Consider the following 5239-nt stretch of genomic DNA (forward strand, 5'->3'; position numbering starts at 1 on the left):
GAAGATCTGCCCCGGATGACCCGTCGGGACCGGATCGAGATGAGCGTCCAGCAGGTGAACCTCGACACCGGGGATCGGCGACCCGATCGGCACCGGGCCGGTGTGCGGATCGTCCCGCGTCACCTCGTGGACGCAGCAGCCCACCACCGCCTCCGTGGGACCGTACTCGTTGATGACCCGCAGCTCCGCGTCACTCTCCCGCCAGGCCCTGAGCGGCTCGTAGGCGAGCTGCTCCCCGCCCATGACCAGGACGCGGGCCGCGCCGGCCAGTTCGCGGACCGGGGCCGTCTGGTTGATCGCGGTCAGCGTGGACGGCGTCAGTTTGAGCAGGCTGAGAGCCGGCCGCCCCTTGAGCACCTCGATGAGCGGATCCACCCGGCCCAGCCCGCAGGCCTCGGGCAGGAGCGTGATGGGCTGGCCCGTCACGAGCGGCACGAGCAGGCTGGTCACCGTCAGGTCGAAGGTCACCGGGGAGTCGACGGCCGACCCGCTGAGTCCGCCGGTCACATAGCGTCCCGCGGCGAAGGTGACGTAGTTGGTCAGACCCGCATGTGTCACCATCACACCCTTCGGCCGGCCGGTGCTCCCGCTGGTGTACATCACGTACGCCAAGGCAGCCGGATGCGGTGGGGCACCCTCAGGCGCGGTCGCCTTTCGCACATCTCTGACGTCAAGCGTGATCCCCCGGTGGCCGGGGACGGGAGCGCCGTCGGTGACGCAGACACGCGGGCCGGCGTCACCGATCACGTACGCGGTCCGATCGGCCGGATGCGCGGGGTCGAGCAGGACGTACGCAGCGCCGGCCCGCAGGATGCCGAGCATCGTCATGACCAGGTCAGCGGTCCGTGGCAGGTACACGCCGACGAGATCCCCCGGGCTGACACCCCTGTCGATGAGGTCGGCGGCCACCGCGTGGGCCCCGTCGGCGAGTTGGCCGAAGGTGGTCGTCGGCCCGCCGGGCGACAGGATCGCGGGCTCGTCCTGGCACAGCTTCGCGCGTTCGAGGATGAGGTCCGCGACCGTTCCCGTGGCGGTGCCGGTGGCTGGGGGGTTGAACGCCGCCCGCTGCCTGCGCGCGCGTTCGGACATCAGGTCGAGGCGCCCCACCTGAGTCAGCGGCCTGGCCAGCGCATCGGTCACCGCCTGGCGGAACTGGTCGGCGACCTCGGCTACCTGCGCCTGGTCGATCGCATGCCGGTCGGCGATGATCCGCATCGCCACGCGATCGCCTGTCCGTACCGCGGACAGCCGGAGCGCGTGGGGCTCGCCCGCGTCGACGAGGCTGTCCACCTGCCAGGCGGGTGGTGCCGTCACCATGCTGAAGGCGAACGGCCACGGCCGGTTCCCGAAGTCCAGCGCCGCGTGCTGCGCGCGAAGCGCCGCCCAGTCGGTGTCGATCACTCGTACGTCGTCCGCCGAGGTCCGTGCACCGTCGTACGGGGTGAGCAGGGGAAGATAGCGAGCCAGCGGCCCGGCCGCCGCCGCCAGGTCGGCTTGGTCGCGGCCGTCCACCGCGACGGCCACGGGAACCGTGCACCCCGCCATGCGGCTCAGCACGGTGCGCCAGCAGGACAGCAGGAGCGCCGCCGTCTCCGGCCCCTGCCAGTCCATATCGGGCAAGGCGGACACGGCGAGCGCGCGGACAGCGGCTTCGCGTACGGACAGCCGCAACGCGGCAGTGGCCAGCAGCGGCCCGGCCACGCCGAGCACCGCCTCGGCGGCGGCCTGGCCCTCCTCGTCCAGGACCTCGTGCAGCCACTGCGCGAGATCGGCGTACTGGGGTCGTTCGCCCGCCAGGTCGAGCTCGGCCAGGACGAGCAGCAGGGTCGGCTCGTCCGCGCACCAGGTGGGGGCGGACAGGAAGAGGAACTCCGCGGTGCGCGCGGCGACGAAACCGCCATGCTCCATCGCCGCTGCCATCTCGCTCCTGGACAGAGCTTCGCGGTCGCCGTCCGGGAGCGTCCTGAGCACCTGGTCGGGGACCGTTCCGATGATCTGCGCCGACTCGGTCATCCCCGGCAGCGGCCGCAGGGACGTACGGAGGATCTCGTGCCTGGCCACGACGTCGCGTAAGGCCCTGTTCAGCCGCGCGGAGCCGATCCCGGCGGGCAGCCGGGCGCGGAGGTGCACCGCCGCCGGCTCACCTCCGAAGGCGCGGGCGTGAAACAGCGAACGCTCCTGCATCGGAGACGATCGAAACGCGTGAACGGCCGCTTCCTCAGACATCCACCGATTCCTTCACCAGCTGATCCGCGCTGAAAGGCTGAGCCATGGTCACCAGGAGCCGCCGAGCACCGGTGAACGGCACTCGGCCATGGGCGACCAGCATGTTGTCCACGATCAGGACGTCGCCGCGTTCCCACGTGAACGCGAGCGCCTCGGCCTCGTACGCGGCCCGCAATTCTGCCAGTACGTCAGGTTCGAGGTCGGAGCCGTCGCCGTAGTAGGTGTTGTTCGGCAGGCCGTCCTTGCCGTACTCGGCCAGAAGGGCGTCGGCGACGGCGGCAGGCAGGGATGAGACGTGGAACAGCACCGCGTGGTTGAACCAGGTGAGTTCGCCCGTGCGCGGATGCCGGACGATGGCGGGTCCGACTCTGCTCAGGTGTAACCGGTCGCCATGCCAGCTGTAGGCGTAACCGGCGGACTCGCACGCCTGCTCCGCCTCGGCCCGCTCGTCGGTCTGGAAGACGGTCCGCCAGTCCAGTCCCAGGCCGCCGCCAAGGTTACGCACGTAGCGCACGCCGCGTTCCGCGAACCGGGCGCGCACCTCGCGGCTGAGCCTGGCGAGCACCCGGCGGCAGTCGGCGATGGGCGTCTGACCGCCGGTGGCCGCCGGTGTGAGGCTCCAGAACATCAGCCGCAGCGGCCAGGTGTGCGCGTAGGAGTTCTCGCAGTGCAGGGGGATGTGCTCGCTCGCCGGATACTCGGTCGAGGTGTAGACGCGGTCGTGGACCGCTGTCCTGGGCGTCGACCGTTCACGGTACTCCAGCGGCTCGCCTACCGCGACGGACACCAGTTCCTGGAACTGCTGGGCGGAGGAAAGGTCGAAGCCGCGGAAGAGCACGGCGCCGTGCTCGTCCAGCCAGCCGTCGAGCCGCTGCCGGTTCGCCGCGGTCCATCCGCTGAGGCTCACCCCCGGCGTGCTCGGCCGGACCAGCGGCAGCCGCCCGTCGCAGCCCGGTACGGCCGACAGGTCGATCGGATCGCCGTCGGGCAGTGCACGGCGCCGATGATCGGAGAATCTCTGGGTCATCCCGTCTCCTACGAAAGGGTGCTGGAGATCGGCTTTCGCCGGGTCGCACCGGGGTTGGCACGGACCACCGCCGCTCTTTGCCGGTCGAGCCGGTGTACCTCGGCGACCAGCTCGCCGACGCTGGCGTCGGGTCGCTTCGTGATCTGGTCGAGGATCGTCTGGTAGGCGCGGATCAACCTGCGGATCTCACCGGCGCGGTACAGGTCGGTGCTGTACTCCCATTCCAGGACGTAACCACCCTCCCGCCCGTCGATGGGATCGGCGGGCTCCCTGATGCCGGTCACGTTCAGATCGAACTTGGCCGACTCCCCCGCGAGGTACTCCACGCGGCCGACGAGGCCGGGGAACTCCAGCGTCGGCAGCGGGGTGTCGTGGAAGGCGAAGGAGACCTGGAAGAGCGGGTTGGCGCGCACGTCCCTGGCCGGCGCCAGCTCCCGTACCAGGAGTTCGAACGGGTACTCGGCGTGGTCGAACGCGCCGAGCACCGTTTCCCTGGCCCGCTCGAGCAGGTGCGCGAAGGACGGGTTCCCGCCGACGTCGAGCCTGAGCACCAGCGGGTTGACCATCATGCCGAGTACGGGCTCCAGCGCGCGGAGCGGCCGGTTGGCCGAGCTGGATCCGATCACGACGTCGTCGGTGTCGCTGAACGCCCGGCAGGTGATGGCGAACACCGTGTACAGGGTCGCGAACAGCGTGGTCCCGTGCTGCCTCCCGAGGCTGGTGAGGCGGTCGCACAGGCGCGGCGCCAGATACAGCCGCTCGACCGCGCCGCGTACGCTCGGTTCGGCCGCTCTCGGCCGCTCTCCCAGCAGGTTCAGCGCGGGGACCGCCCCGCCGCTGAGCTGCTCGCGCCAGTAGGCGAGCTGGTGGGCGACATGACCGTCCTCGACGAGCTGCCGCTGCCACAGGGTGAAGTCCCCGTAGTGAACCTCCAGCGGCCGCAGGTCATGCGGCCGTCCTTCGCTGAACGCCAGGTAGATGGCCTTCAGCTCGGCCAGGAACAGCGCGATGGACCAGCCGTCGTGGACGAAGTGGTGCTCGACCTGGAGCATCACGTACTCGTCGTCGGCGAGCATGGCCAGCCGCCATCGGAGCAGCGGTTCCCTGTCCACCTCGAACGGGACGTTGAGCTCGGCCAGCAGGCTGTCCAGCCGCTGCTGCCGCTGCGGGGAGCTGAGCGCTCGCAGGTCGAGGACGGGCAGCTCGACGGTCCACGGCCGGCCCACCCGTTGCAGCGGCCTGCCGCCCTCGACGTGGAACGACGAGTACGTGATCTCGTGCCTGGCGATGATCGCGGTGAGAGCCCTGGCGAGCGCCTCGGGGTCGAGGCGGCCTCGCCAGCGCACCGCCAGCGCCACGTTGTAGGCGACGGAGTGGGGAGACAGCTCGCTCAGAAACCAGATCATCTCCTGCGAGTACGACAACGGCAGGTCGAGCTCGGTCCGTTCCCTGGCGCGCACCGCAGGGATCGGGTGTTCCGTGGAGGCGTCGTGCCGGTCGATCGCGTGGGCGAGGGCGGTGATGGTGGGAGTGTCGAAGATCTGCCGCAGTGGAAGGTGGATGTCGAAGGCCTGCCTGATATGGGCGGTGGCCTGGGCGACAAGCAGGGAATGGCCACCCAGGGCGAAGAAGTCGTCGCCGGCGCCGATGCCGTCGATGCCGAGGATCCGGCTGAACAGGCCGGCCAGCCACTGCTCGGTGCGGCCCCGGGGCGGGACGTGCCGGGTGGACAGGTGCGGACGTTCGGTGCCGGGCAGGGGAAGAGCCGCGGTGTCGACCTTGCCGTTGGGGGTCAGCGGGAAGGAGGGCACGGTGATAATGACGGCCGGGACCATCTCGGCCGGCAACACCGAGCGCAGATGCTCGACAAGCTGGTCGGTCGGGACCGGCCGGGTGGTGGTGACATAGCTGACCAGCCGCGCCTCCACGACGGTGGTGTGGGCGCTGACGACCTGCGGATGCCGGGCCAGCGCGGTATTGATCTCC

Annotated in this window: 3 protein-coding genes; all 3 read right to left on the reverse strand. The window is 70.4% G+C overall.

The window, feature by feature from the left end; all coding sequences use genetic code 11:
* On the reverse strand, positions 1 to 2184 hold a 2184-nt coding region (locus ABZX22_RS44715), incomplete at its 3' end, for an AMP-binding protein (RefSeq protein WP_354923339.1).
* 34 nt (positions 2185 to 2218) lie between these two features.
* Positions 2219 to 3253 (reverse strand): TauD/TfdA family dioxygenase, encoded by a 1035-nt coding sequence (locus ABZX22_RS44720; protein WP_354923341.1) that lies wholly within the window; start codon positions 3251 to 3253, stop codon positions 2219 to 2221.
* An 8-nt stretch (positions 3254 to 3261) separates the two neighbouring features.
* Positions 3262 to 5239 (reverse strand): condensation domain-containing protein (locus ABZX22_RS44725; RefSeq protein WP_354923343.1); only part of this gene is annotated, 1978 nt, incomplete at its 5' end.

Source organism: Nonomuraea sp. NPDC003804, from assembly GCF_040610675.1.
In the GTDB taxonomy this organism is placed as follows: domain Bacteria; phylum Actinomycetota; class Actinomycetes; order Streptosporangiales; family Streptosporangiaceae; genus Nonomuraea.

Excerpts from the sequence above, each read along its gene's own strand:
- ABZX22_RS44720 (WP_354923341.1), bottom strand. The coding sequence starts at position 3,253 with ATGACCCAGAGATTCTCCGATCATCGGCGCCGTGCACTGCCCGACGGC.